Source organism: Chryseotalea sp., from assembly GCF_057350905.1.
The window spans coordinates 981,019-1,007,547 of record NZ_JBMRCF010000001.1 but is presented as its reverse complement, the minus strand read 5'-3'; the positions used below and the strand labels follow the sequence as shown (position 1 = coordinate 1,007,547).

15 protein-coding genes are annotated in these 26,529 nt (G+C 44.0%); 4 read left to right on the top strand and 11 right to left on the bottom strand.

The window, feature by feature from the left end:
- Positions 1-15: 15 nt before the first annotated feature.
- From ACO1XM_RS04400 to ACO1XM_RS04350, 11 genes are all read right to left on the bottom strand, one after another.
- Positions 16-717, bottom strand: coding sequence for a hypothetical protein (locus ACO1XM_RS04400; RefSeq protein ID WP_486226213.1), 702 nt, complete (start codon positions 715-717; stop codon positions 16-18).
- Positions 689-5,422, bottom strand: coding sequence for an efflux RND transporter permease subunit (locus ACO1XM_RS04395; RefSeq protein ID WP_486226211.1), 4,734 nt, complete (start codon positions 5,420-5,422; stop codon positions 689-691). Before ACO1XM_RS04395 ends, ACO1XM_RS04400 begins: the two co-directional genes overlap by 29 nt.
- Positions 5,415-8,594 carry an efflux RND transporter permease subunit gene (locus ACO1XM_RS04390; RefSeq protein WP_486226209.1) on the bottom strand — a complete coding sequence of 1,060 codons (3,180 nt, stop codon included), beginning with the start codon at positions 8,592-8,594 and terminating at the stop codon, positions 5,415-5,417. Before ACO1XM_RS04390 ends, ACO1XM_RS04395 begins: the two co-directional genes overlap by 8 nt.
- A 20-nt stretch (positions 8,595-8,614) precedes the next feature.
- On the bottom strand, positions 8,615-9,697 hold the full coding sequence (locus ACO1XM_RS04385) for an efflux RND transporter periplasmic adaptor subunit (RefSeq protein WP_486226208.1): 1,083 nt from the start codon (positions 9,695-9,697) through the stop codon (positions 8,615-8,617).
- Positions 9,698-9,724: 27 nt separating this feature from the next.
- Positions 9,725-11,185 (bottom strand): TolC family protein, encoded by a 1,461-nt coding sequence (locus tag ACO1XM_RS04380; RefSeq protein WP_486226206.1) that lies wholly within the window; start codon positions 11,183-11,185, stop codon positions 9,725-9,727.
- A gap of 199 nt (positions 11,186-11,384) precedes the next feature.
- The gene (locus ACO1XM_RS04375) at positions 11,385-14,699 is read right to left on the bottom strand and encodes a golvesin C-terminal-like domain-containing protein (RefSeq protein ID WP_486226204.1); all 3,315 of its coding nucleotides are present in this window, start codon (positions 14,697-14,699) and stop codon (positions 11,385-11,387) included.
- A gap of 17 nt (positions 14,700-14,716) precedes the next feature.
- Positions 14,717-15,607, bottom strand: a complete 891-nt coding sequence (locus ACO1XM_RS04370; protein ID WP_486226202.1) for an ABC transporter ATP-binding protein — start codon at positions 15,605-15,607, stop codon at positions 14,717-14,719.
- Positions 15,608-15,682: 75 nt separating this feature from the next.
- On the bottom strand, positions 15,683-16,372 hold the full coding sequence (locus tag ACO1XM_RS04365; RefSeq protein ID WP_486226200.1) for a hypothetical protein: 690 nt from the start codon (positions 16,370-16,372) through the stop codon (positions 15,683-15,685).
- Entirely contained in the window at positions 16,369-16,734 is a 366-nt protein-coding gene (locus ACO1XM_RS04360; RefSeq protein ID WP_486226198.1) for a GntR family transcriptional regulator, read from the bottom strand. The genes ACO1XM_RS04365 and ACO1XM_RS04360 overlap by 4 nt, the downstream gene beginning before the upstream one ends.
- A 1-nt stretch (position 16,735) precedes the next feature.
- Entirely contained in the window at positions 16,736-17,515 is a 780-nt protein-coding gene (locus tag ACO1XM_RS04355) for a hypothetical protein (RefSeq protein WP_486226196.1), read from the bottom strand.
- Positions 17,505-18,335 carry an ABC transporter ATP-binding protein gene (locus ACO1XM_RS04350; protein WP_486226194.1) on the bottom strand — a complete coding sequence of 277 codons (831 nt, stop codon included), beginning with the start codon at positions 18,333-18,335 and terminating at the stop codon, positions 17,505-17,507. Before ACO1XM_RS04350 ends, ACO1XM_RS04355 begins: the two co-directional genes overlap by 11 nt.
- A gap of 319 nt (positions 18,336-18,654) precedes the next feature.
- Between ACO1XM_RS04350 and ACO1XM_RS04345 the strand changes: the two genes are divergently transcribed.
- From ACO1XM_RS04345 to ACO1XM_RS04330, 4 genes are all read left to right on the top strand, one after another.
- On the top strand, positions 18,655-19,581 hold the full coding sequence (locus tag ACO1XM_RS04345) for an ABC transporter ATP-binding protein (protein WP_486226191.1): 927 nt from the start codon (positions 18,655-18,657) through the stop codon (positions 19,579-19,581).
- The gene (locus ACO1XM_RS04340) at positions 19,578-23,228 is read left to right on the top strand and encodes an ABC transporter permease/M1 family aminopeptidase (RefSeq protein WP_486226189.1); all 3,651 of its coding nucleotides are present in this window, start codon (positions 19,578-19,580) and stop codon (positions 23,226-23,228) included. Before ACO1XM_RS04345 ends, ACO1XM_RS04340 begins: the two co-directional genes overlap by 4 nt.
- A 202-nt stretch (positions 23,229-23,430) precedes the next feature.
- A complete protein-coding gene (locus tag ACO1XM_RS04335) occupies positions 23,431-23,772 on the top strand; it encodes a PadR family transcriptional regulator (protein ID WP_486226187.1) in 342 nt (113 codons plus the stop codon).
- Positions 23,769-26,465: an ABC transporter permease gene (locus ACO1XM_RS04330; protein ID WP_486226185.1), complete on the top strand. Its 2,697-nt coding sequence runs from the start codon at positions 23,769-23,771 to the stop codon at positions 26,463-26,465. The genes ACO1XM_RS04335 and ACO1XM_RS04330 overlap by 4 nt, the downstream gene beginning before the upstream one ends.
- Positions 26,466-26,529: the final 64 nt, after the last annotated feature.

Sequence of the window (26,529 nt, the reverse complement as noted above, 5' to 3'; positions counted from 1 at the left end):
CAAACCAATTGTACCTCACACAAACTTCTCCCTGAATTGCAAATTGAACATCCCGAATAAAAGACACAGCACACTCAGAATGCTGAGGTATACCCTGTTTTTGTAAATGATGGTCAGCCAAATAAACTCACTCATGTCGCGCGGTTCTCCGAAGGGATTCAGGAATATATTGTAAACGCTATACTCCATGGGCTCTGCAAAAATCAGAAAGATGAAGGAAACGATAACGAGTACGATCGCTGTTCCGTTGCCATTTTTAATCAGCGTAGAAAGCATAAAGGCCACGGAAGACAAAAAGGTAATGGGAAAAAGCACCTGACCGATCATTGGGAGTATGTTGAATCGGTACAAGGTGAGGTTGGCCAAATTGCCGAGCACAAACAAAATGACGGCCGCGATACCGATCGTTAACACAAAACGGACCAACCATACTTTGTAGCGGTAATTGGGAATTCCGAAAATGGTCTCCAGCATTTTAGCATCATCGTCATTCTGTATGCCGTAGGCCATCGGGTAGAAGATCAGCAACAAACCCGGGAAAACCAGGAAGCCATAGATGACGGCTTCATCGAATTGGGGATCATCAAAGATGGTAATCGTGATGATGAAGGCAAAGAATAAAAATGCCGCGACTACAAAGTAAACAAACTTGTTTCCAAAAATTACTTTCACGTTGTAGGTGATCAGCTTATACAAGAGCAGGAGGTAGCTTTTCATTTTTCTTTTTGGATTTACTTTTCATTAACCATAAATAGGCATCTTCCAGGTTCGCACGTACCTGCACGGCCTCTGCGCGTGGACGTTCGTCTGACAAGCACTTCACGCGGATGAGCTCACCTTCGCGCATGTGGTGCACGATCATGTAGTTTTCTTTTTCCATTTCAAATTCACCCGGTGTCAGGTGAAATTCCCACACCTTTTCATTCGCCAGTTCGGCCATGGTGGTAGGGCTTCCGATGTATTCTATATTGCCGGAGATGAGCACGGCCAGCTTGTTACAGCTACTCGCAATGTCTTCGATGATGTGTGTCGAAAACACCACAATCCGTTCACGGCTGAGTTCTACCAGTAAGTTGCGGAAACGAATACGCTCTAAGGGATCGAGACCTGCTGTTGGTTCATCGACTACTAATATTTTGGGAAGATGCAAGAGAATCTGTGCAATACCAATGCGTTGTTTCATCCCGCCTGAGAAGGAACCAATCTTCTTGTGCTGGTGCTCATCCATGTGCACGGCCTTGAGCACGTACTGCACTCTTTTTTCTCGCTCCACCTGATTGGAGATTTTTCGCAGAATGGCCTGATAATCCAGGAACTCGAATGGCGTCATATTTTCATATGTGCCAAAAGCCTGCGGAAGATAACCAATCAGCCCTTGTAGTTCTTCTCTTCGCAAGGTGGTGTCGTGGCCGTTGATCCAGATCTTGCCATAACTCTGATCAAGAATACCACAAAGGATACGCATCAAGGTTGTCTTGCCGGCACCATTGGGTCCCAGTAAGCCGAACATGCCTTGTTCGATTGTCAGGTTGGCGCCTTTGAGTGCCTTGAACTCGGCCTGCTTCGGTTTAACAAAAGGAATGGACAGTAATAATTTATAATACAGTTTTCGAATTTTTCTGAATCGCCCCTTGATTTCCATGATATCCACAGGATGCTCCTTCAGTTTTTTGGAAGCGCGCACCAGCAGCAATCCGATAAACCACAAGATGATGAGTATGATTCCGATGGCCTTGATCTGTACATCGCTGTACAAATAGATGGCACTCAGCATCGGAAAGCCCCAGTAGAGTAAGCGCTTGCTGATGTTCAACAATTTCTCTTTATGCGCAAATAATTGTCCTGCGCGATTGAGCATGGATCGCAACAAGGCGTGCAACGAAATCATGAAGGCCAGTTGCCAGAAGGCCTTATCCAAATGGAAGTAAATAAAATAAACGAGAAAGCCAATCAAGGCAACTTGCCAGATGAGGTCTTGCAATACGACTTGCCGGGTTACGGGCTCTTCGCCTCGGATGTTAAAGAGGTTTTTATTTCCTTTCCATTCTCTTATCCATCGTTTGTCTCTGCCATATACTTTGGTCAGGTTTTGAATGGTGATGTGCATCGCTTCACCCGGTGCCACCATTTCAGCATTGGCCTGGCGTAAAGATGACATGATGAAGTGTGTACCACCTGGAATTAAAATGATGGCTCCGATGTAGGTCATCATTTGCCAGATGAGTCCTTCTACTTGCAAGGATATAAATGTGCCGGCCACAACCATGAGCACAATCTGTATGGCTTTAATCGCTGGCTTCAAATTTCTGAACCAATCGAGTACACTTTCCAAGCCAGCACTCATGGTGGGAATGTAAAACAGTGTGAGTATCGTGGCGAAGGCTAGTCCACCCATCACCGTCACTGCAAAAGGCTGACCAATGCTCAGCACATATTCTGCTTCGCCCAGTGCCAGCGGCAACATCGCGATGATGGTGGTGATGGAGGTGATCAGGATGGGTCTCAGGCGTGAGATACCACTCATGATGAGTGCTCGGTATTTTGTATAACCCTCTCTTCTTAAAATGCGCGAGTAGTCAATTAATATGATACCATTATTGACCACAACGCCCAGCAAGATTAGGAAGCCGATCAAGGTGTTGGCGCTCAGCATGGAGTTGCCCGTGAGGGTGAGGCCCATCAGCGCTCCGATGCCCGCCAGGGGAATGGAGAACATGATAACGATGGGCAGGTATAAGGATTCGAATACACCCGCGAGAATCATAAAGATGATGACGATGGCAGCAAAAATGAAAAAGTAAAAATCATCATACAAACCTTCGTCATGAACAACCTCTACGACAATGCCAGAAGGAATGTTTACACCGGATACGATCTGATCAATCTCCAGGCGGGAAGATTCCTGAAGTGCCTTTGACTTGACAACTTCATCGATGAAGTTGTAGGTAATCTGAATGCGTTTTTCCTGATTCATTCGGGTGATGGTACTTTCACCCGATGAATACAATGCCGTTCCGATATCCGAAAATCCGTGGGTCGCACCGGTTGCACTGCTTACTTTCATCTCGCGTAAGTCGCGCATTTCTTTTGCGCGAGCGGCCACTTGATTTTGGGTGCGGATGGTTATTTCATATTCCTCACCACCACTGATGAAGTTAGATCCTGATGTAAAGGAGGGCTGAAAATCATTGAGCGCCACCACTACATTTTGTAAGGTCACCTGGTTCTCGCTCATTCTTTTTTGATCGAAAACCAAATGCGCCTCGGGGCGTTCAGGACTTAAATTCACCGAACTCTGCTGAACGGATTGCAAACCACTCACCAGGGTGTTGATATCCTGCGCAATAGTTTGCATCAGTTCGAAGTCCTGACCTTTGATGATGATACGCTCGGAGGCCGTGCCTATTCCCAACATGCGCATAAAATCTTCCTGGGCAGCATTGCCGGCTCCACCGCCTCCGTTGTTCTGACTCGGTGGCTTTTCAAGTGAAATATTAACATCACTAAAGTCTTTGGACAAACCTGTCAATCTGTTTCGAACATCTCCTACAGAAATGGTATCCAGGTCATTAAAGCCTTCAACAAGTTTGATGGTGAGTACACCTTCCACTTCCGAAACCTGGCTGATCACTTTTTCGATCACCGGAATCTCCATTACTTTTTCTTCAATCTTCCTGATCTTAAGATCGGTTGATTCCAGTGTGCTACCTTGTGGCATGGTGATGAAGAGATTCATCTCAGGTGTTTCCACTTCCGTGGTGCCGGCAATGCTCACAATAAGACTGATCCCAATGGTAACAAAAAATAAAACCAGGCCTCCAACAACCGTGAACATCGGTCTTCGGAAACAGGACTTCAACAGTACCATATAGATTTGAATGATGCGCTGACGGATCGATGCATTCCTGATCAGGGGAGCTTTGTCCTCATCTTCTTTACGGATGGCCGTATCCGATAGCATGGGAATCAACACCAACGCCACCACAAGCGAAACCAGTAAGGTAGAAATGATGGACACACCAATATGGGTACCAATGAGTGTGACCAGAAAATTAGTAGAAAAGATAAAGGGCAAGAAAACAGTTACGGTCGTGAGTGTGGCGGCAATCACCGAGCGCATCACTTCATTGGTTCCGCGCACTATGGCTTCTTCGCGCGGGACTTTATTGACAACATGCCGGTAAATGTTTTCAATCACCACTACACTATTATCCACCAGCATACCGATGGCCAGCGCCATACCGATCAGTGTAAGGCTGTTGATGGAGATGTCGTAAGCGTAGAAGAAATTGAAGGCTGTGAAAACTGAAATGGGAATAGACAAGGCAATGCTAAGGATGAATTTCATCCTGCGGAGAAAAACCCAGAGCACAAAGATGGCCAGTAGTCCTCCCGTTATGGCCAGCTCTTTGATCTGATCAATGTTACGCGACATCATCTCGGCCTGGTTATTCTCCACGATGATCTTGACATCCATCGGCTCGAGATCTTTATTGATGGCATTGATGGCTTCCAGCGTTCTGTCAGATAGGGCAATCAAATTAGCCTGCGGGTCTTTCGAAACGCGGATGGAAACCGCTTCTTTTCCATTGACACGGCTCAAGGAAGTTTGTTCTTTTACACCGAAGAATACATCTGCCACATCGCTCAGCAGGAGGGGACCCTTCTCCGACACGACCAGACTCTGTATGTTCTTAATATCTTTTAATTCAGCTGTTACATTCACAAAAACTTTCTGCCCTTCCATTTCCACTTGTCCCGCAAAAGCACTTTTGTTTGAGTTGCGCGAAAGTACATTGCTGATGGTATTGGGTGTAATGCCATTGGCCTCGCAGATGGCCGCATGCATGATAATCTCCACGGTCTTTTGTCGTCCACCGAAAACTTCCACGCCTCCCACGCCATCCACATCATTCAGTCTGTCTGTAACATATTGGTCCGTAATGTTCCGCACCCTGTCTACACCACCGCTACCCAGCACTTGCAAGTCCATGAAGCCATTCGAAAACTCTTCTGTATCGATCTTGATGATGTTGACAAAAAATTCGGGTGTAAGGCTCGTCTTGATCGCACCCACTTTCTGTTCAAGCTTCAGGTAAGCGTATTTGATATTCACGCCTTGCTGAAAGGAAATGAAAATCATGCCCTGTCGGCTGTCTGCGTTGGCCGTGATCTCAGCCACGCCTTCTAATGTACTGATGGCACTCTCGAGCGGAACAATCGCTCGCTGTTCCATATACTTCGGATCCACATCTGTTGGCGATTGTACATGGACAATCAGTATGGGCAATTCAACGTTGGGAAAAAGTTCAACCGGAAGTTTCGTATAGGAAATATAACCCATCACCGTGAAGCCGATGAACAACATCGAGATGAGGACTTTCCTCCTGATGATCGTTTTTAACAGACTGTTATTACCCATTGGAAACTTCGATTTTCACTACCTTCTTCCGACTGATGCGACTGACTATGTTTTCAATGCCTTCGTAGTAGCAAGGAATGATGATGAGTGTTAATAGTGTTGAAGTAACCATACCACCAATTACAGCAATAGCAATAGGTGCTCTCAAGGCAGCACTCTCTCCGAAGCCCAGGGTTAAGGGAAGTAATCCGAGAATGGTAGTCATGGTCGTCATCATGATGGGGCGAAGCCTGCGCTCGGCTGCATCAAGAATGGCAGCGCGTAAAGGCATCCCGTTTTCCTTGTTCTGGTTGATGCAGTCTACAATCATGATGGAGTTGTTGACAGCAATACCACCCAGCAGAATAATACCGATATAGCCCATCATGTTTAAGGGCATGCCCAGTATAACGAAGGCGAGGATAGCACCGACTACTGCAAAGGGAATGGTTAACAAAATGGTGAAAGGATGCAGCAGTGATTCGAATTGTGAAGCGAGCACCATGTACACCAGTACAATCGATAAGATGAGTGCAAAGGTCAAATTGTCTACCGATTCCTGACGCCTGATCTCCTGACCGGCCACCCTTATTTTGTATTGGGGCGGTACTGAAAGTTTGGAGAGTGAAGTTTGAATGGACTTGACCACCTGATCGTAAGGCTCGTCCGGATTGACACGCGCACCAACTGACACCGTTCTGGTCTGGTTTCTTCTGTGAATGGAGTTGCTGGCATAAGCTACTTCAACACTGGCAATCTCACTTAATGGGAATTCGCGCTGACCACTTTTAATTTTGATGTTTTGCAATCCGGCTAGGGTGACTTCTGGCACTTTAATTTTTATATCCTGCATTTCGCCACCGCGCTCTATCGTGCCTGCATTTTTTCCTTCCAACTGATCTTTGATTTGAAGAATGATATCATCGATCGATAAATTAAAAATACCTGCTTTGTATTTATCAACATCAACATGGATTTGCGGTACGCCTTCTTCCAAATTGGATACCGGATCGTACACATGTTGATTGGAAGCCATTACCTGCATGATGGAATCGGAGAGGGGTTTTAACTTTTCAAAGTCGGCTCCGCTTACTTCTACCACCAAGGGCATTTCATCTTCGCCCATTACAGCATACAAGGCACTTTCATCATTGGAGAAAGTCGCTTCAATGCCGGGTAGTGCTTCAAAATAGGATGACAGTTTCGCAGTGACCGGTACGATGTCAAGTGCAATGTCTTCCCGGAAGATAAGCTTGATCGTAGCCTTGTTTTCATTGTAGACGTTTTCGTTTTTAATACCCGACTGACTTTGCTGCGGTCCGATGTGCGTATAGATTTTATCAAGCTGTCCTTCGAATAATTGTTGCAGCTGAGTTTCAATCTGGTTGACCGTGGCTGAAGTTCTCGCGAGGGGCGTTCCATTGGTCAGCGTTACATCCACTGAAATCGCTCTCGTATCGGATTGCGGCATGTATTCACTACCGATAACAGGTAGCAATAAGGCTGTGCCCAGTATCATCACTGTTGAGGCTACAATCCAGGCCGTCTTGTGATTTAATACTTTTTCCAATACAGCACGATACCGCTTAAAGCTGGTGTGCTTTTCATCCGAGAAGACTTTTCTTTCTTTCGCAAACACTTTGTCTTTACGGAAAAACTGAGCAAAGAGCATTGGTATCACCAGGATCGCGACAAAGAGAGAGGCGATTTGTGAAAAGGCTACTGTCCAGGCCTGGTCTTTAAAAAGTTCTCCGGAGGGTCCCTGCAAATAAACAATCGGCAAGAACACAACGATACAGGTGAGTGTTGAAGCCGTGATCGCACCGCTTACTTCGGCCGTTCCTTCAATGGCGGCATCAAACACGCCCTTTCCTTCTTCGCGTTTGCGGAAAATATTTTCGACCACGACAATCGCAATGTCCACGAGCATCCCTGCACTCAGGGCCAAGCCACCCAAGGTCATGACATTGAGCGTAAGACCATTGAAGTACATCAGATTAAACGTAGCGATGATCGAAATGGGAATAACAATGCTGATGATGAGTGTAGAGCCAATTCTACGCAGGAAAAGAAACAACACGATCACTGCGAAAAAAATACCAAAGAGTCCTGATTCTTTCACTTCGTCAATAGCGCCCTGAATAAATCTACCCTGGTTCTGGATGATGACAAATTCATAACCCGGCACTGTTTTCTTCAATTCCTCGAGTGAGGCCATCAATTCATTGACAGCATTGACAGTGTTATAGTTCGTCTCTTTGTAGATGGACAAACCAATGCTGCGCTTCTGATTCACCCGAACAATACTGCTTGCTTCTTTATCCAGTATTTGAATCGTGGCTACTTCGCGAAGCAACACCGGCACCTGATCGGAAGATGCAGTAGTACTCATGGCTGCGGGTGTGGTGACAGCAGGCGCTTCAGGACTTGCTGTTGTATTTCTGCGAGTAGTGTAGCCCACCACCAGGTCTCCAAGGTCTTCGGGCTTTTCAATGATGCCCAAGCCTTTGATCACATACTTGCGTCCAAGCTCTTCGATGAATCCGCCCGAGACACTTCTGTTGTAGTTTTGAATTTTTGTAACAAGATCATTTACGGTTAAACCCACCGAAGCCAATAAGTCAGGATCCGTTTCTAACACTACCTCTTTATCCTGTTCACCGGAAAGCCGCACTTCAGCAATGCCTGGAAGTTTGACAAATTCATTTCTGAAGTTATTCTCTGCAATGTGACGGAGTGCTTCCGTATCATCAGATGCGGGGTTGTAAATCCCGAGGATCATAATGGGCGCTGCATTGGGATCAAATTGCGAGATGACGAATTCGTCAATCTCATCGTTCAGTGAAAAAGAGGAGAGTGATTTTTGAAGATCGAGAAAAGCCTCGTCCATATCCTTGCTCCAGTCGTATTGAACTGTAACACGCCCATAACCTGTCTGGCTGATGGAGCTTACTTCCACAGCACCATTCTGGCGTATCGCAATGGATTCAATCGATTCGATAAATTGTTTTTCAACTTCTGAGGGTGGTTTAATACCCACCTTTAGTTCAACGAACAAGGTTGGATTCTTTAATTCAGGCACCAACTCAATACCGAGTTTCCCGAATGAAATAAATCCCAGCAAGATGACGGCCAACACCATCATGAGGATTGACACAGGGTAGTGTACGGCCAGCGAGACGATCTTTTTCACAATAGCGCTTGTTTAAAATATTACTGAATGATGCTCACTTTCGATTTGTTGCGCAGGGTTTCAAATCCTGAGATCACAAGCCTGTCATTAACCTTTAAGCCGCTGACCACTTCGATCACATCCTGACTTTCAAGTCCTGTCGTTATTTTTTTCTCGGTGGCAATACCATTTTCTACCGTGAAAACAACTTTTCCATCCTGACGGGAGATCACTGTTTCTTTAGGGATGACAATGGTGCCATCTCTTTTTTCAGAGAGGATAAATGCTTTGATAAACATGCCGGGACGTAACAAGCGTTTATCATTGTCAATTTGAAGGACACTTTGAAAGGTTCGGGTGTCCGCATTGATGACAGGAGAGATCTGACTGATTTTTCCATAGATCGTATCCTGTGCTACATTATAGTTAGCAATCTGTACCACTTGATTCAGGGTAACTTCTGCCAAATACTTTTCAGGAAGTTTTACATCCATCAGCAATTTGTCGTATTGCATAACTTTTAAAAGTGCCTGTCCCTGATCAATCTTCACGCCATCGGTGTGGTAGGGTAGTTCAACAATCACACCATCGAAGGGAGCGCGTACAGACATTTTCATCAGTTGCAATTCAGCATTTTCGAAAGCATACTTGGCATTGACGTAGGAGATGGCTGAGTTTTTCAATTCCGTTTGTGTTACACCTCCCTTATCATACAAGGACTGTTGCTTTTTATGATTGTTATCAGCCAACTCCAGGTTTAATCTTTTACCTTCTATCTGAAGTGTGTTCTGAAATTCTTTATCCTCAATCCGGATCAATTCCTGGCCGGCTTTTACCTGATCACCCAGGGCGAAAGGTCTTCCTGTATTCGGATTTCGCTTTAGTGTATAAAGACCTGTCAGCTCAGCTTTTAGCGAAGCTTCTTTAAAAGGGTAAACAGTTCCTGTCGTCTCAATGAAACGTGAGATACTCTGTGGCTTGATCGTCACGACAGATACCGGTATTTTGATTTCCGTTTTTATGTTTGAGTTGTCAGGACTGCAGGAGGAAACGACCATCATGGCCAACAATGGAAGTACTACTTGACAGCTTGTTCGGGCGATGGCTGTGGTCAGCTTTTTCATGCGTAAGAATTTTAGTTCGATGGATAGTTATTTTTGTGGACCGAGGACGGGCTCTTGTGTTTCAAAATTGTAAAGCGAAAGAATTTTTAAGTTCAACAGCTCCATCTTATAGTTAATTAAGGCATCCGCGAGTGTGCCCTTTTTTTCTGAAAGCTGACTTTGAAAGCGGTTGAGGTCAATGCTGGTTAAATCACCGTTCTTGTAGCGCTCCAGGTTGAGATCATACGTCAGGGTGGCATTCTTCACATTTTGCTCAGCAATAGCAATCTGGTTTTCCAGGTTCTGCAGATTTCTATACACCTTCCGAATGTTGATCATGATGTCATTTTTCTCTACTTCCAGATCGATCACTTTTATTTCCCGCGAGGTATTGGCCGCATCCATTCGGGCCCTGTTTTCTCCCCAGTCGAAAATGGGAATAGAAAATGAAATAGCAACGCGCGGGTTTACAGAAGGAACATCGTAGATATCCGGTGCGCGTTCATTATCACCAAACACACCCAGCGACAAGGCGACAGCACCTTTAAATTCATTCAAGGCTTTTGTGCGAATCAATTCAAACTGCGAACGCTCAATATCAATCGCGCGCTGCCTCAATTCCATCCTGTTTTCTAAGGCGTAGGCTATGGCCTGGTTGAGGTCTACCTTCCGGGTTACAAAGTTGATATCGATATCCACCGAGACTTCCTGTGTCAGGTCCATACCGAGTAGAAGTTTAAAGTCATCAGCGGCATTGGCCAATAGTACTTCGTTGTTTTCCAGTGTCGACTTGGAGGTTGACAGGTTAAGTTCTGCCTGATACAATTCTTCTTCGGCAAGCAAGTCAGCCTCTACCTTTTTCTTGGTGATCTCATAGCTGATCTTTTGATTTTCATATTCATCTTTGGAAATCTGCAAACTGTTTTGGCGCTGGTAAAAATTATAAAATGACTGTGTCACATTTTGTTCGAGTGTTAGTAATTGCAGTGCATTACTGATGGTTGCATTTTCAAGGTTCAACTCCAACTCCTTTAGCTGAATCTTTGTGCGGTTGTAGGTAAAGATTGGCTGATCTACTTGTAAGTATAAGTTATTGCTAAAGGTCTTGGTGCGAATGTCCTGGAATTCTGAATAGTTGTCGCGATAGCCCAGGCGATTGATTAAAGAAATCCGTCCGTCCGTTGCATAGATGGGTTGGCTCACGGATAAGTTCGCAAATGAATTGTAGTCTTCATTGGTGTTCCAGGTAGAGAACAAGTCATTGAAGTTTCGATTCCTGTTGTAATCGAAAGGCGTTACATCCAGTGCAAACTTCGATTTCAAAGCCAAGCGCTGCGCATCCAGACTGCGTTGACTTCCATACAGGTTTAACTGCGATTTCCGAATGTTGCGACTGCTCTGCTGCGCGATTTTAATAGCATCACTGAGCGTGAGTTTTTGCTGGGCAATAGAATTTCCCCAGGAAAACGCACAACATGCGATCAGGAGAAGCACTTGCAATACGCGCATAAGCTGCGGGCTTTGAGCTGTGTGCCTCGAGCTAGTCACGGTTGAATTAAATTTCGTACGACTAAAAATCATTGGTTTTGAGTTTGAAGTTTGTATTTCACTTTTCGCATTCGAATTTTCTATTTATTAAGGTCTTATCTTATATTTCTCACTCACAGGCTCGCAGCTAGCAGCTCGTAGCTTGTAACCAGTAACTTTCTCATTGCTTCACCCACTTTACTGCATCTGCATACACTCGCCAGAGGTCGCATTTATCTGTTAAGGAAACACTGCCTCCGGTTTTATTGAAATAGTAAGATCCTAAGTAATTCCAGCCTGGCTCCGCGTTGGTGATGTTGTACTTGATCTGATCGGTACCATCACCGTTGCGAATGATGTAGTGATAGTCGAACTGTTTGCCGGCATTCTCGTTTCCGATGAATTCGTTTTGATTTTTGCCTTGCATGTAAACATAAATATCATAGAAGCCTTCTTCTTTGAATTCTGGCGTCCAGGTGGCCAACTTTTCACCACCGCCTGATCGTGTGAAATGCGCTGAGCGGATAACGCTGCCATAAAAATCAGAACCTGTGGTTGCCAGCCAGCTGGAATAGGAGCTATTCCAGGCCCCATGATATTTTTTAACAACGGTGTCACGACTGTCCAGGAAGGCTTTCAGCATGGTTGGTTTGATCGGACTGAAGTGCGTGAATTGTTTGTCTTCATTGTCTACAATCACTTCATACTGTGCGGAGTTGTTTTCATTGTCAACAACCTGTTCACCATCAAAGAGTATTCCGCCTTCGCGCTTCGACAAGGTTCCTAATGACATGTTAATCACCGAAGGAATATTGCTTGAAATGATGGTATTGATGGAGATCGCATTTGGTTTTTCGTCCAGTACATAGCCAAAGAGTTTGGTTTCTCCTTTTTTGATGACCGACAATCGGCCGGGCGCTTCCTCAGTTACTTCTTCATTCACCTTGGCATAGTAGTCGTCTTCATCATCACTATCTTCTTTGTGGTTGAATTTTACTTCAAGCACACCATCACTATTACCTGAGTTCCTGGCTTTTACCATTACCTGGTAGCGCTTACGGTCACCGTCCATTACTTCGTATTTCTGCACCTCCAGAATTTCAAATGCAGGCTGTGAGGTTTCAGAATATACCGTGCGGATGATCGGATCGATGTCTACATGGAAACGTGAAAGCATGGCTTTCCGGAAGTCTTCATAGCTGTTTAGCTGGTGCTGATGCGTGTTCACCCATTCATACAAAAAGGATTTGAAATTACTTTCGCCCAACGTCTGGCCCAGGTAGGAGAAGAGGTATTGACTTTTCAAGGCAACCGCTTTGTTGATTTTGCTGAAATCGGATGTCGTCAGGATTTTGGAGAGGGGCGTAGTTTGCATGAGTGTGTTGCATTCTTCTGTAAAAGAGATGCCATTGATTTCTCTGGAGTAATCATTTTGCACCTGCTTATCATTTCTGAGGTAAGAGGCAATGCAGCGGTTGAGCAGGGCCCAGTCGGTGCTGACGATGCCCGCATTGAAATCATAATAATTTGGAAAGAGTGAATAGTCTGGATTATCAATATCCTTACCATCGTACACCCACTTGGAACCAATCTGTTTTGTAAATACTTTTCTGATCAGGTCGTTAAATACGTTCGCTTGCTTTTGCTTGTCCGTTAACACCTGGTTTGTCTTTTTGGCCTGGGTATTCATGTCCCTGAGTTGTCGGCCAAAATCGAACTGTCTGATTTCCGCACCTTCTTCAGGCCAAAAAACTGTCTCGGGTTGCAGAAAGGCCTGATGGCTTTCGTATATCTTATTGAATGCCGTGAAATGAAGTGGTACTTCCACAAACTGCATTCTTTTGAAAGGGTAGGAGAGCTTTTGAGCGTCTTCGTATTCGTTCACCACATCGGTAATCAGGTAGCTGAGTGTGTCTGCAATCAGATTGAGTTGCTCAAGAAAATAGTCGTTCTTGGGATAATGAAATACAGCATAGGCTACGCTATCGACAATGATTTCTTTTTTAAGGTAATCACCGATCACGAGTGAGATGTAAGGCAATGGGTACTCTGGTTTAAATTGTTGAACATCACCGTTCACGGTTAGGGCTCCTTGCGAAATGGCTGTTTTGCCTTCTGGTACTTTTACTTTTAATTCAAAATCGATAAAGGCTTGCCTTTGCTTTACCGCCTCCATTCGGTTGTAGCCCACTTCCGTATCCGGATACCACAGTACATCATTCGTCAGCAACACATAATCATCTTCAAGGAAGGCGTACTTCTTTGCTAAGGAGAACATGATGAAATCATTGGAGTTCTCATATCTTTTCTGATCCACCTCCAGGTGCGCGGCAGCCTGCAGGATCGCTCCGTGATATTTGATGCGGACATTAAGCGTTTCGCCAGGGTTAATGCTGATGCCCTCACTGATGTAAATAATGTGTACGTCCCGGTCGAAGGGCACGAGGGCTTCGTTGACGAGAACACTATCCACCATTAAACCCGGATTGAGCGAAAAGTAGATGGTGTGAAGCACCTGAGCTGTATTGTTTTTTAGTTTTAAGTCTGAAGTACTGATGATCTCTTTGCCAACCCATTCCATTGCGATGCTGTGTGAAGTGATGGACAGGTTAGCTTCGTTTGCCCGCTTGTCATTAGCCGTGATCATCGCTTGTCGCAGTTCTATCGGACTTTGTCGCATAGACCATAGGTTAACAATAACGCAAGATGAGAGAAGGAGTAGCACTACACCGACTACAGCCGTAGCACGATGCGTAGCTTTATGTCCCGACAAGCGCTCAAGAAGAAAAGCCGTGAGAAACAAAAAGGCAATGCCCGTGAGAAAGTAAAAGGCACGTTGCCACAACGCAAATTCAATATCTACAAAACCGGACATCTCGGACGCCAGCATGGAAATTCTGAAGCCCGTGAAGTCGAGGATATTTGAGAACTTATCAAAATAATAAATTACTTGCACACCCGCCATGCCCACGAGCAAGACAATCGAGATGGGTTGATTACGGATAACGGTGACCAGCAGGAATGAAATCCCCATGGTAAAAACAATATTCGGAACACTGACGATCAGTGGATAGACGATGAAGGCCATCGGATTGACAGTAGCCAGTGGGTTGGTCAGGCCTACAATAAAGGGAATAGCCAGTATGACAAAATTTAAAAGGAAGAAAAGCTTAAACATGGCCAGCGCTTTTCCTAACACATAATCCAGGTTACTGATGGCCCTTACAAAAAAGACTTCATTCGTATCCAGTTTTTTATCTTTCTTGATAAGCCCCGTTCCCAGAAAAATAACGGCAGCTGCTTGTGGAATGCTGATGAAGATGATGCTGGCATAGGGGAGTACAAAACCGTTGAGCATCGCCCACCACGATGGGTTATCCAGCGAAGACATTTCCACGAGATTAAAAATCCCGATAAAGAAAATTCCGGCAAGGGCAACGATACGGAAAAACCAATTTCTCCAGAGAACTTTTGATTCGTAGGTCGAAATCGTCACTATGTTTTTAATCGATATCATACTAACGACACACCAAATTCATTTTCCATAAAATATACATAGGCATGTTCCAGGTTGGGATTGGCCATTGTAGCATCCGGGTGCGGTTGATCATTCGCAATAACTTGCACTTCCCATTTTCCATCCACAGGAATGGTAGAGACTACCGGATACTTTGCTTTTAAACTATCAAAGGCTGAGTCGTCCAATATAATCTGCCACACATGACCACGCACCTGATCGATCATGCCTTCGGGTGAACCTTTGAAGGCCACTTCGCCTTTGTTAAGCATCGCCATGTTATGACAAGTGCTGCTGATATCGCCCACAATGTGTGTTGAGAGTATGATGGTAACATCTCGTTGACTTAAATCGGAAAGAATATTTCTGAAACGAATACGCTCTTCTGGATCCAAACCCGTAGTAGGTTCATCAATGACCAACAACCTCGGTTCACCAATGAGCGCTTGTGCTATACCCAGTCTTCGTTTCATCCCACCTGAGAGTTTGTTGGCCATGCGTTCGCGCACATCCAGCAAGCCCACCTGATCCAGTAGCTTGTCAACTTTGGCCAGCCTTTCTTTTCTTTTCAGGGAAGTAGAAAGCTGAGCCGCGTAATCTAAAAACTCCCACGTCTTAAGCTTCGAAAAAAAGGTGAAGTCCTGAGGCAAGTATCCAATCAGTTTTCTAATCTCATGACGGTGTTCATTGATGTCCATACCATCCATGAGAATTGTTCCGGACGTGGCTTTTTGCACGGTTACCAGTATGCGCATAAAGCTGGACTTGCCCGCTCCGTTAGGTCCAAGCAGTCCAAACATACCACTGCCTATTTGCAGGTTAATGTTTTTAATGGCTGCGTGGCCGTTGGGATAGATTTTAGAAAGTCCTGTTATCTCAATATTCATATCCAGATAGGGTAGTCGTGAGCATGCACCATGAAGAAGATTTTATGAATGATTTGTTACAATACCTGGCCACATTTATTGATATACATGCATGCTTAGTTTGCTGCTATCATCTTTCTTTAACTGAATTTCCTCAACCTTATTCAGGTGTTCTAAAGACGATTGGTTGTTCAGCGTGCCTTGCAAGCGCATCAAAGGAGAATAAATATTTACCGTTGATTTTTCAAGCGTAAGCGACACAGTATCCACGCTTGTCTCCGTCATATTCAAATAGGCGGCCTCCAGGTCGAGTTCTACTCTCTCTATGTGGCAGTCACTCATGTATACTCTTCCCTTATTTTGGTAAATATTTAAAAGCTGGGTATGCAAGCCTTTGATATGCGCCTCTGCACTGTTTACGTGGATTGCTTTGAAACTGGTTGAAGGAACAAATACAGTGACCTTGAAAGTCTCAATATCACCTGCATCAATACCAGACAACGTGAGTGTATCTCCCGAAACAACATACTTTACTTTTTGCAGTAAGTCTCCGGCTATGCTCCGCACTTCCAAGGAAGATTGATCAGACCCGATCACGTTTACATTTTTATCCACTCCACTTAAAACGAGATGGTTAATGACAGATAAGTCAATTCTTTCTGCCATGCTATTATCATCGTTGATAATGTTGGGCGAACCCGTCAACCTTATTTCCATAAATGCCGCATTCACGTAAAGGAAGATGAATCCAAAAAATCCCAGGAGTATTTTATTGCTTAACTTCATATTGTTCCGTTCAAGGTTTCCAATTCTTTTTTTAGTTCATCAGCTTCTATGCCGAGTAATGCAGCCTGCTTTAAAAATTCAGGTAAGACCTTATTGAAAAATTCCTGCCGCTTTTCTTTCAGAATAATTTTTTTCGCTTCGGGATTTACAAAGTATCCGATGCCTCTTTGGTTTTCGATAATATTCATTGCCTGAAGTTCACTGTAAGTACGCATTACTGTATTGGGGTTGACACCCATCGCTGCAGCGAGTTCCCTTACGGAAGGAATTTTTTCGCCCGCGGGAAATTCGCCATTCACCACTTTCTCGGTGATCGAGTCTGCTATCTGCAGAAAAATACTTTTACCCTCTTGAAATTGCATACTACACCTCCCGTTCTTTTAACTTACAATAGGCCACAAAAAGCATGACTGCCGATGCTGCATAAAGCGCAAGGGTAAAAAATGTCAGTGCCGGCTCCTCCTCCATAGGAATTAACAACATGGTCTCAGGCGGATTAAACCTTCCGACACCCACATGCTCAACAATGATATAGCTATAGCCGACAAAGAACATGACAAGCATGGCCACTGCAAAAAGTGATTTAACCAAGGGCTGTTTTGTAAACATGGCTGATCCTGTTAAGGCAAGGGAGAGCACAAACAACACGCCACCGCTTACCAGCCAATAGACGAGGCCAGGCACATCCTCATCAATCTTTACCATGTACTGAATACCTACGGATTTGAAAATCTCACTGGTGAACATGGTGAAGAAGTATCCCTGTAAATGAAAGGTGATCCAAAACAAAAGGGGCAGTGTTAACAGAATAATTAAAATCCGGCTGACAAATTCAAAGAGGAATTTTTCCAATGCCGAAGCAGGCAGCATCAAATAGCTGATCGTACTTTCTTTTGATCGGAACGCAGGAAAAGAATGACCGACATACAGGATTCCAAACACCGATACAAAAGCCATCAGGAAACCCTGGAAATTTTCTAATCGATGTGGCTGAAGTCCGTTGCCTGCTTGTGCGAGTGACAATACAATAAAGATCACACCTACATAGGCACCACTTGATAACAAAAGAAATTGTCCGTTGTGAATGAAGTGTTGCTTTAATAGCAATTGAAAACGCTTTCCGCTGAATATATTATTTGACATACTCTTTCATTTTTTCGGTTCCATTAGAAATCGCATTGAACAATAATTCAATGTCGACAGAGGAACTTCCGTCTGTCTGGGGGGTGATTACTTTATAACCACCTGGTACCATTTCGTGGTACAAAACATTTTCACCATAAGGAGTAGACATGGTGGCGAAATGAAGTTTTGAAGCGATCTCATGCAGATTCTTTTGCATGATAAATTTCCCTTGCTCCAGCATCAGCACCCTGTCAATCAGGTTCTCTACATCCCTTACCTGGTGCGTAGAAATAATCACCAGTTGATCTTCGTCCAGTGAGCCTGCCATCACCCTTCTGAAAATGGCCTTGGAAGGTATGTCGAGACCATTGGTAGGCTCATCAAAAACCAATAGCCTGCACTTGGTTGAAAGGGCGAAGGCAATCAGGAACTTCTTCTTCTGACCATACGAAAATTGATTCAGTTGTTTAGTATCCGGTAGTTCAAAGTCGTTGAGCAAACGCTTGAGCAGTGCCTCATCAAACCTCGGATAAAACCCTGCGTTGGCCTTCACATACTTTCTGATGGAGATGGAAGGCTGATGAAATTCTTCCGGCAGAAAGTAGATGTCCTGTAGGAGGGAGGGTTGGCGTTCTGAGGGTTGTTGGTCGAGAATGCGCACCGATCCTTCCGTTGGCTGGATTAAACCTACCATCAGTTTAAGCAAACTGGTCTTACCGGCTCCGTTCTTACCCAGCAGCCCAACTATGCTGCCAGCGCTTAGCTCACAGCTAAGTTCCTCAAAAAGAGGACTTTGCTTTTTAGAATACCTGAATTTTAAGTCTTTAATAGATACCATTATCTAGTGATTTACTGTATTACTTAACTAATACAGTGCAATGATGTTACTTTGTTTTCACTTTTGCAAGTCGGAAGAAGATATTGTTCAAAAAATTTATTGTAGCACCAATAAGCCGATAAATCTGAATCTCGTGACACCTTCTTTGAGAGTTTATTCATTTCAACTTAAGTATCTGTAAATCTGATATTTAAACCTGTAGTTGAGTTGAGATTCGATCTTGTAAAGTTTAACGCGTTGCAATATAAAATTAAAAGTACTTTTAAATACAAAGTACAATGCAATATATTTGTACCGCTCAACCAATCTTATACCACAGATGACGCTCAAGATTAAAAATGTTTCTAAGACTTACGGAAACGGTGTACATGCTTTGAAAGATGTAAGCTTAACGGTGCCTCGTGGGATGTTCGGACTCTTAGGTCCCAATGGAGCAGGAAAATCTACTTTGATGCGGATACTTGCCACACTTCAACAGCCCGATACAGGAGAAATCAATCTATTTATTCCAGCAACTGCCACTCATGCAGGTAAGGTGATCGATGTTATTAAGGAGAAAGATGATGTCCGTAAAACCTTGGGATACCTGCCGCAAGATTTTGGTGTTTACCCACGAGCAAGTGCCGATGGTTTGCTGGAGCATTTTGCCATATTGAAAGGCTACCATGAACGAAAAGCCCGAAAGGTGGTGGTTGAGTCATTGCTCAAAAAAACAAACCTATGGGATGCCCGCAAGCAAAAGCTTGGCGGATATTCGGGCGGTATGCTTCAGCGTTTTGGCATTGCAGTAGCTTTATTGGGTGATCCAGAACTTTTAATCGTTGATGAGCCTACCGCTGGACTTGACCCTGCAGAGCGAGTTCGGTTTTTAAATCTTTTAAGTGAACTCGGAGAAAATAGTGTGGTGATACTTTCTACACACATTGTAGAAGATGTACGAGAGTTGTGTGCTAACATGGCTGTTATTGATAGGGGAGAAATTTTATTACAGGCGAAACCCGATGAAGCTACACAAAATCTCAGAGGAAAAATCTGGCGTCAAACTATTGATAAATCAGCCTTAGATACAATTACACAAAGACATGCGATAATATCAACCAAATTATTTGCAGGGCGAACAATTGTTCATGTGTATAGCGAGGAAAATCCAGGTAATGAATTTGAAGCCGTGGAGCCTGATCTTCAGGATGTATACTTCTGCGCTATTGCCGGACATGTTGGAAACAGAAAACTCGTGACGCAATGATCTGTTGGGAAATTTTTAAATATGAGTTGAGCTATCAACTTAGCAGAGTATGGTTCTGGTTTATCATCTTGCTGCTAATGTTCTTTGTCTTTCTGTTCATGCGCGATGGATCCATTGAAGCGGCATTATTCAGTGAATTTTATTTAAACTCACCCTTTAGGGTAGCCATGGCCACGGTTTTTAGTTGCTTGCTATGGTTGGTTACATCAGCGTTTGTGGCTGGCGAGGCTGCCAGTCGCGATGTTTCCTCTGGCATGCATCCGCTTACATATACCATGCCCATTTCAAAGGCACAGTACTTAGCTGGAAGATTTTTAGCCGCAGTCACCATCAATGCATTTATGCTTGTGATGTTGCAAGTAGCCATGCTCTTGGCCATCTATTTACCAGGTGTTCATCCGGACAGCCTCGGACCATTGAGAGTGGAAGCACACCTGACGGCTTATGGATTTATTGCTATACCAAATATGTTGACCACCACCGTAATTCAGTTTGCTGTTGCCTTGCGCAGCGGTAAACCGATTTCCGCTTACATGGGAAGCTTTGCTTTGTTTTTTACTGCCTATTTTATTGCAGGCCTTATTCTTTTCAATTCAGGATTAGGTTCTATCATCGATCCGATAGGAGTGCGTTTTATTTGGGACGATCTTTCACGACTGTGGACAAACACAGAAAAAAATTTTCGTCTACTTACACTAGAGGGAACATTATTACAAAATCGCCTCACATGGCTTGGCTTGTCATTGGGTTTAGCTGTAATAGTCTACTTCACATTTAAATTCACACATCGCACGGTTAATGTTAGTCTTTGGAAGCGCTTCTTCGCTAAAGCCAAACCTGCTGCGTTGGGTTCTCAGCACAATGTTTCGCACAATACAACATATATAAGCAAGGTGTTGATAGTGCAGCATAACCGTGAGTTTGGTTTACGCTTTCAATGGCATCAGGTTAAAGAAATTGCGTGGTCATCCTATCATGCACTCGTCACAAGCGTACCTGGTTTAGTGATGCTTATTTTTATTCCCTTACTTTCAATCCCGATTATTATTGATCAGATGGTCGCCATGGGATTACCCCTGGTTCCTTCCGCCCCGCGCCTTGTTGGCGAATTAACGTCACCGATAAGCACCATGAGCAGGTGGATGATAATTCCAGCATTGATCATTTATTTCACTGGTGAATTAGTGTGGCGTGAGCGAGACCATCGTGTGAACGACTTAACAGATACGATGCCAGGATCAAGCTGGGGTCCGGTGTTAGGCAAAATGTTGGGTATGGCTATGCTGCTGATCACTTTTATGTTGCTGTTGATTGTAGCGGCTGTTCTGGCCCAGAAAATTCTGGACTATACACCAACGAGTTTTATGGTGGAGTTGAAGTTTTATCTGTTTGTTATGTTCGGACTACAGCTTCCTGAATATCTCTTGTTTGCGGTGCTTACTTTTTTTATTCATTCCCTCATTGGACACAAATATGTAGGTCATTTTACGAGCATACTCACGTATGCCTTTATTGTGGGGCTCGCCAGGCTCATGGGTATTGAGCACAACTTGTTAATTTTTACTGCGGGTCCTCATTGGTCGTATACTGATATGCGAGCATTCGCGCCTACACTTGCACCATGGTTATGGTTTAAATCTTATTGGGTAGTCTGGGCTTTGCTTATGATAATAGGGAGTGCATTGGTGTGGGTGAGGGGGCGTGAAACTAAATTGAGTTTAAGACTTAAAAAAATTCGGGAGCGACTCACGCTAGCAACACGTATGGCTTTTGCAGTGAGCCTCACCTTGATAGCAGTCTTGGGTGGTTTTATTTTGTATAATACGAATGTTTTGAATAGGTACCGTAACTCAGCAGACATTCATCAGCTGCAAGCCAACTATGAAATGTTATACGGTAAATATGAAAAAACTGCACAGCCTCGTGTGAAGCGAGCCGTTTTACACATTGAATTTTATCCCGACAAACAGACATTGGAAATTCGTGGAAACTATTTTCTACAGAATACCAGCAATCAGAAAATTGATACCGTGTGCATCAGCACAACACACTATGCAGATGCGATCTCTTTTTCAAGAAAGACTAATCTTGTGTTGCATGATGACACTCATAATTTCTTAATCTATACCTTAGAAAAGCCCCTACACCCCGGAGACTCTTTGCAACTGATGTTTCAGGTACATGTGGCTCCACATGGGTTTACCCATCGCGGGGTAAATGCAGCGATAACCAAAAACGGAAGTGCATTCAACAACCAAACTTACTTTCCAGCCATAGGTTATCAATCCAATCGAGCACTGATCAGCCCCGCACAGCGTAAAGAATATGGTTTGCCAGCGCGGCCCCTGCTTGCATCACTTTCATCTGCGCACGATGGTGACCGGATTCTCTTCGGCAGTGATGAAGGCATATGGCTAGAGACCACCATGGGCACAAGCGACATCCAGATGGCTGTGGCACCCGGAGATTTGAAAAATAAATGGACTGAAGGTAACCGTAACTATTATCGGTATGAAACCTCACAGCCCATAGGCAGTGAATGGAATTTCTTTTCTGCACCGTATGCAGTATATGAAAATCAGTGGACATCAAAGCATCATCAACCAGTTATGGTCCGTATCTTCTATTATCCGCCACACCAGACACATATTGAACACATGATGCAAGGTGTGCTGGCATCATTGGATTATTATACAAGTCATTTTGGACCTTACTCTTATGATCACTTATCCATTGTTGAACATCCGGCTGCACCTGGCACCGGTATGCATGCCGACCCAAGTTTAATTTACTATGGTCAGGGGTATGCACACTGGATCCCGGACAATGAAAATTCACTAGACCTGCCATATGCCATCATGGGCCATGAGATGGGGCATCAATGGACATTACCTTATGCTTATGCTGAAGGCCTTCCATTTTTAAGCGAAGGACTTGCCTGGTATTTCAGTATGATGCTGGTGCATGAAAAACACGACTCACAACAAATACGAAAGTTGATGCGTTTCATGCGTCAGCCATATCCTCATCAACCCATCAGAAGGGGAGAGCCCCTATTACGCGCCCTTGATCCATACTTAGCCTATAAGCGTGGGCCCTTAGCCATGTATGCACTTACACAATATGCAAGTGTGAATAGCGTAAACGCAGCCATTCGTTCACTCACAGCGAAGAGTAAAGAACCGGGCGCCAAATCTGTTACAACCCTGGATTTATTGAATGAACTGAAAACAACACTTCCAGATTCAACACAAACATTATTACATGAACTTTTTGAAGTAAATACTTTATGGCAGTTTGATACTGATCGTGTAGGCGCTGAAAAGATTAATGAAAAGGAATGGATAGTAACACTTGATTTTACAGCAAAGAAAATAGCATACGATAGTGCTGGTACAATAACAGCATTGCCAATGGATGAATGGATTTACATTGGTTTATTTGGCGCACGCAAAGCGGGTCAGGATGAATTGAGTAATGCTCTATATTATGAAAAACATCGAATTCGCTCAGGCAAGCAAAGTATCACCATCAAAGTTTCAGAAAAACCCATAATGGCTGGTATCGATCCACACCATGTATTGGATTGGGAAGAAAAAGAAGAAGATGACAACCTGAAGACAGTAGTAACAAAGTTAAACGACTAACAAATATTTTGGTACAAGTTGAATGGCTATTGTTTATGCTTTATCTATCTCCACCTTCCTTAATCCTTAATGTCCAAAAATTGAACTAAACAGTGTGCAATTCCACAATAATTCTCAAGAAAAGAGAATTTAGAAAATATTTTACTACAAAGTAGGAATTTTATACAACCTCCAGTATTATTACTACGTAATAGTATTATTTATGAAAAAAATCCAACTTGGTGAATTTGAGGAAGTGGTGCTGCTGACAGTAGGGGTGCTGCATGGCAATGCCTACGGGGTAACCATTAAAGATGATATAGAACAAAGGCTTAAACGCGATGTAAGCATTGGTGCCTTACAAATTACCTTGCGCAGGCTTGAGGCCAAGGGCTTTCTCAAATCGAAACAAGGCGAATCATCAGAAAGCAGACGAGGGCGGCCCAAACTTTTTTTTGAGATTACCGCATACGGAAAGAAAGCACTCACACACGCCAAAGAAACACGCGATGAACTTTGGAATGCAATGCCTAGCATGGTATTGAAATTAAAATATTCAGCATGAAAAAATCAGAGGCACCGGGCTTCCTGTTGCGTTGGCTAAAAGGTTTTTGTAAACCTGAGTATCATGCTGACATCGAAGGTGATTTACTGGAACTTTACGAAAGACGGGAGGCCGAGTCAGGAAGGACACGTGCCAATCTAATGCTGTTTAAAGATATACTCTTTCTCTTCCGGCCGGGCATCATCCGCTCAGCCGATCTACACCAACCTTTAACCAATACCGGTATGATTAAAAGTTATGTTACCATGGGCTGGCGAAGCCTTTTGAAAAACAAGTTGTACGCTACCCTAAATGTGGTAGGGCTTACATTTGGCATCGTTTGCTTCTTGCTGATCGGTTTGTATGTGTACGATGAACTTACTTTCGACAATCAGCACCTGAAGGGTGACAGAATTTACCGCGTTATTACCCACGAGAATAATGCTAATAACGGAGCAACCAATGTGGCTGCTGCTGGTTATATGCTTGCACAAGAATCAAAGCGCGCCATTCCGGACGTAGAAATGACTACCCGCATGCAACGCTGGGGAAGAGCAAATCTGGTAGACCCTGAGAATCCTGTTAACGTGCAGGAAACGATTACGGTGGCCGATGAATTTTTTCTACAGGTTTTTGACTTCCCGCTCATGGAAGGTGATCGTAAAACAGCACTGAAAGAACCCAACTCTATTGTGATTACGGAAGACCTTGCCATGCGCATCTTCAGTAGAACTGATGTAATCAACAAGTACCTGCAGTTTAGCTTTTTGCAAACTCCGCTAAAAATTACAGGTATTTTAAAAAGTCACCCGCATAATTCCACTTTCAATTTTACCAGTTTAATGTCTGAGTCAACACAGTACAGCGATGAAGATTTTCAACGCGAGGCAAGCAGTGATTGGACATCAACCAGTTTTACTGTGTATGCGCTGCTTCAGCCGCAGTCAGATCCTGATGCAGTTTCTGCTAAGTTGACAGAGTTCGTACTCGACAATGCATCACTTGAGCCAGGATGGACATGGTCACTCAGCCTGCAACCATTGCTTGATGTACACTTGCGTTCTGAAGGCATTATCGATGGCGCACGAAATTCCAATGTGGATAGTATTCCACAGGGTAACCCGATGTATGTTAGTATCTTTTCTTTTATTGGAATTTTTGTATTGTTGATTGCGGGTATTAATTATACCAACCTCACTACAGCGCGCGCCTCCAGTCGCATCAAGGAAATTGGCGTGCGCAAAGCTATCGGAGCAGTGCGCGGAAACCTCATCCGTCAATTCCTTGTGGAATCACTCATTACAACGCTGATCTCGTTCTTAGTAGCAGTGTTAATTGTTTGCCTGCTGCTTCCACCCTTTAATAATTTTGTAAACAAAGAGCTTAGCATTTTCACAACGACTGGTCTGCACTTTTGGGCTATTGCAGGGGCCTTAATCCTTGGCGTTGGTATCGTTTCAGGTGGTTATGCCGCTACGCTGCTCTCCGGTTTCAACCCCGTTGCTTTGCTAAAGGGTTTAAAAATTAAGCGTGATAGCGATTTTGTGCTCCGAAAAGTTTTAGTGGTGTTTCAGTTCACCCTTTCTACGGTGATGATTATTGGAACCATTGTGCTGCTCATGCAAGTGCGCTACCTGCACAACTCAGACCTTGGATTTGATAAGAACCTAATGCTGGTAATTGATGTGAATGTAGGCAAAGCACGTTCGAATTTTGAATGGATAAAAAGTGAGATGCAAAAAGTACCGGCTGTGCAGCATGTTTCAGTAAGCTCGCGTGTGCCAGGTGAATGGAAAACAATACGCAGGGTTAAGTTAAAACAGGAGGGAAGTGAAAATGAACATCAGGTAGCCTACGCTATTGGGGTTGATACAGATTTTCTTACCACTTACGAGATTGAATTGCTGAAAGGAAGGAACTTCCAAAACGACAACGACACGACAGCTATCCTCATCAACGAAACGGCAGCAAAGATGCTGGGCATTACAGAAGTGTCTGATCAGGTGGTGGATATTCCCCTGATTGCACGTAATAATTTTTTCACGCCAATTTACGAGGATCCAAACGCATCCTTCAAACCGCGCGTAGTAGGCATTGTTAAGGACTTCCATTTCCAATCCTTACGCGATAAGATTCAACCCTTGATCCTTAGCTATTATGATAATCCGATTCACCCTATCGATTATTACTCTGTGCGCATTGCTTCGCACGATATACAAGGCACACTGAAAAAACTAAAAGCCATTATGGTGGCCAACGATGAAAACGAACCATTTGAATATCATTTTCTAGATGACCAACTCGCCATGTTTTATAAGGAAGACCAGCGCAGTCAAACCATTCTCAGTTGGGTAGCGCTTGCCAGTGTATTCATTGCCTGTTTAGGTCTTTTCGGTTTAGCCACTTATTCGGCAGAGCAGCGTCAGAAGGAAATTGGCATGCGAAAGGTGCTGGGTGCCAGTGTGGCGGGCCTGATCGCCTTGCTCTCCAAAGATTTTGTGAAGCTAGTACTCATCGCATGTTGTGTTGCCTTTCCCATAGCCTGGTGGGGCGCCCATCAGTGGTTGGAAGAATACGCCTACCATATGGATTTGAGTTGGTGGATATTTGCCTTGGCTGGTGGCATCGCCACAGGTATAGCCTTGGTTACTATTAGTTACCAGGCCATCAAAGCTGCACTTATCAGTCCGGTGAAGATATTGAAGGCAGAATGAGCATATCGAAATGTAGTATAATAAATTCTGCACAAGTATAAATCACAGCTCAATGATTTCTTCA

Excerpts from the sequence above, each read along its gene's own strand:
- ACO1XM_RS04370 (WP_486226202.1), bottom strand. The coding sequence starts at position 15,607 with ATGAATATTGAGATAACAGGACTTTCTAAAATCTATCCCAACGGCCAC.
- ACO1XM_RS04380 (WP_486226206.1), bottom strand. The coding sequence starts at position 11,185 with ATGCGCGTATTGCAAGTGCTTCTCCTGATCGCATGTTGTGCGTTTTCC.
- ACO1XM_RS04330 (WP_486226185.1), top strand. The coding sequence starts at position 23,769 with ATGAAAAAATCAGAGGCACCGGGCTTCCTGTTGCGTTGGCTAAAAGGT.
- ACO1XM_RS04400 (WP_486226213.1), bottom strand. The coding sequence starts at position 717 with ATGAAAAGCTACCTCCTGCTCTTGTATAAGCTGATCACCTACAACGTG.
- ACO1XM_RS04385 (WP_486226208.1), bottom strand. The coding sequence starts at position 9,697 with ATGAAAAAGCTGACCACAGCCATCGCCCGAACAAGCTGTCAAGTAGTA.
- ACO1XM_RS04350 (WP_486226194.1), bottom strand. The coding sequence starts at position 18,335 with ATGGTATCTATTAAAGACTTAAAATTCAGGTATTCTAAAAAGCAAAGT.
- ACO1XM_RS04340 (WP_486226189.1), top strand. The coding sequence starts at position 19,578 with ATGATCTGTTGGGAAATTTTTAAATATGAGTTGAGCTATCAACTTAGC.
- ACO1XM_RS04365 (WP_486226200.1), bottom strand. The coding sequence starts at position 16,372 with ATGAAGTTAAGCAATAAAATACTCCTGGGATTTTTTGGATTCATCTTC.
- ACO1XM_RS04345 (WP_486226191.1), top strand. The coding sequence starts at position 18,655 with ATGACGCTCAAGATTAAAAATGTTTCTAAGACTTACGGAAACGGTGTA.
- ACO1XM_RS04355 (WP_486226196.1), bottom strand. The coding sequence starts at position 17,515 with ATGTCAAATAATATATTCAGCGGAAAGCGTTTTCAATTGCTATTAAAG.
- ACO1XM_RS04395 (WP_486226211.1), bottom strand. The coding sequence starts at position 5,422 with ATGGGTAATAACAGTCTGTTAAAAACGATCATCAGGAGGAAAGTCCTC.
- ACO1XM_RS04335 (WP_486226187.1), top strand. The coding sequence starts at position 23,431 with ATGAAAAAAATCCAACTTGGTGAATTTGAGGAAGTGGTGCTGCTGACA.
- ACO1XM_RS04360 (WP_486226198.1), bottom strand. The coding sequence starts at position 16,734 with ATGCAATTTCAAGAGGGTAAAAGTATTTTTCTGCAGATAGCAGACTCG.